Raw genomic sequence first — 1,445 nt, 5'->3', positions numbered from 1 at the left:
ATTACTATTTTCCCGGCATCTTGCCATTTCGCTGCCACCCAACGTGCCTTACCTACTGATTCGATTTGTCGCCAAGGATTCATTTCTGAATACAACGAAAAATCTGGGCTAAGTAAGAATCTGTACTTTCCATATCTCTTCAAAGCATTTTCAGGATGATTGTAAGTATTTTCAAACCGATAATCATCCACAAAGAAATGAACTCCTTTGTGCAGATTCTTTGTATCTTTACTGCTAACATCAGAGCAGGCAATCAATTCGATTCCATCCAAATCCAATGCCTGCTTACGGACAATGGGGAATCCCCACCTTCCTTCTACTTCAAATTCATTCCGCAAAAATAACGGATCAGTTCTAAAACTTTTACTTGTCATAATATTGGGGCCTCCTTTGGTCCCCATACATAATTTGTATGAGAATACGAAAGCCTTTAACTTGTTTGGAGAGCATTCGTATCCCCAGATGATTAGGGGAAATGCGCTATTGGTAGTAGCTCACTTCCAGTTACAATTGATGCTACAATTAACTCGCCTCCTTTTCTATACATACGCCCTGTAGCTATGCACGTACTCTTTTTATTCATCAAGGGTTTCAATAATGTTACCCTGAAATGTTTCTAATATAACAGGTTCTAAGTGATCGATAAAAGGCACTTCATAATCAAACAAATCCATTCCATACTTATTACGTCGACTCACAATATTGGAGTATGCATTCATTGCCGCCTCCATACTCATCCCGCAAAAGGATACGATTTTATTCGGCGAATCGAAACCCTTTTGCATAAGATATGGTGTTGGTCCCATAAAATGACGTGCAAAATAATCTGCCAAATCGTCATCATCATCATTTTCATCATTAAAGACATAATGCTTTAACTCATGAAATATAGTTAGCCGAACAGCACCTTTTGAGCCAAATCGGTCATTATAGTATATGGTAGGCGGCTGTTCCTTTGACTCTTTGACGAAGAATCCTAATTTCGACTTCTTTTTCAGAAGTTTTCTATCTTCTCGTAAAAACGCAGAATATGGGACTAACGCAACGCCAAGCTTATTACAAACCTCCACCTCATCTACTGGAAATGTTTTTATATCGTAATCTTGATAAATATCATAAATCACTTTATCTATTTCATCATATACACTGCCGGCTCTATACATTTCTATCCTTTCCGATCAGCAATGCAATAAGCTGATTCTTCTCTTCTGCTGTTAATTCACCGCCTTTTCTTGCAATCGCCGTAGAAATTGTATTATATGCCGATTCTGTTGTTTCACCTTCATCAAGCAAATACTCTGTTTCTACCTGCAAAGCCTTTGCAATATTTACTACCACATCCATTCTTGGTTTCTGTCCTGAATGCAAGTATCTTGAAATGGAGCTTTCATTAATACCGCTTAACTGAGATAACTGCTTTTGATTAATATTCCTCTCATTCATTA

Annotated in this window: 3 protein-coding genes; all 3 read right to left on the bottom strand. The window is 37.7% G+C overall.

The features are described 5' to 3' along the window. Positions 1 to 374, bottom strand: a 374-nt coding sequence (locus tag CSX02_RS06790; protein ID WP_189281401.1) for a DUF4417 domain-containing protein, incomplete at its 3' end; no start/stop codon positions are given. Positions 375 to 575: 201 nt separating this feature from the next. Next, positions 576 to 1,163, bottom strand: a complete 588-nt coding sequence (locus CSX02_RS06785) for an ImmA/IrrE family metallo-endopeptidase (RefSeq protein WP_099386107.1) — start codon at positions 1,161 to 1,163, stop codon at positions 576 to 578. Next, positions 1,156 to 1,445, bottom strand: a 290-nt coding sequence (locus tag CSX02_RS06780) for a helix-turn-helix domain-containing protein (RefSeq protein WP_099386106.1), incomplete at its 5' end; no start/stop codon positions are given. The genes CSX02_RS06780 and CSX02_RS06785, both read right to left, overlap by 8 nt.

This window comes from Agathobacter ruminis (genome assembly GCF_002735305.1).
Taxonomy (GTDB): Bacteria; Bacillota; Clostridia; order Lachnospirales; family Lachnospiraceae; genus Roseburia; species Roseburia ruminis.
This window is presented reverse-complemented; position numbering and strand designations above follow the sequence as displayed.

Coding starts and splice junctions, on each gene's coding strand:
- CSX02_RS06785 (WP_099386107.1), bottom strand. CDS start 1,163: ATGTATAGAGCCGGCAGTGTATATGATGAAATAGATAAAGTGATTTAT.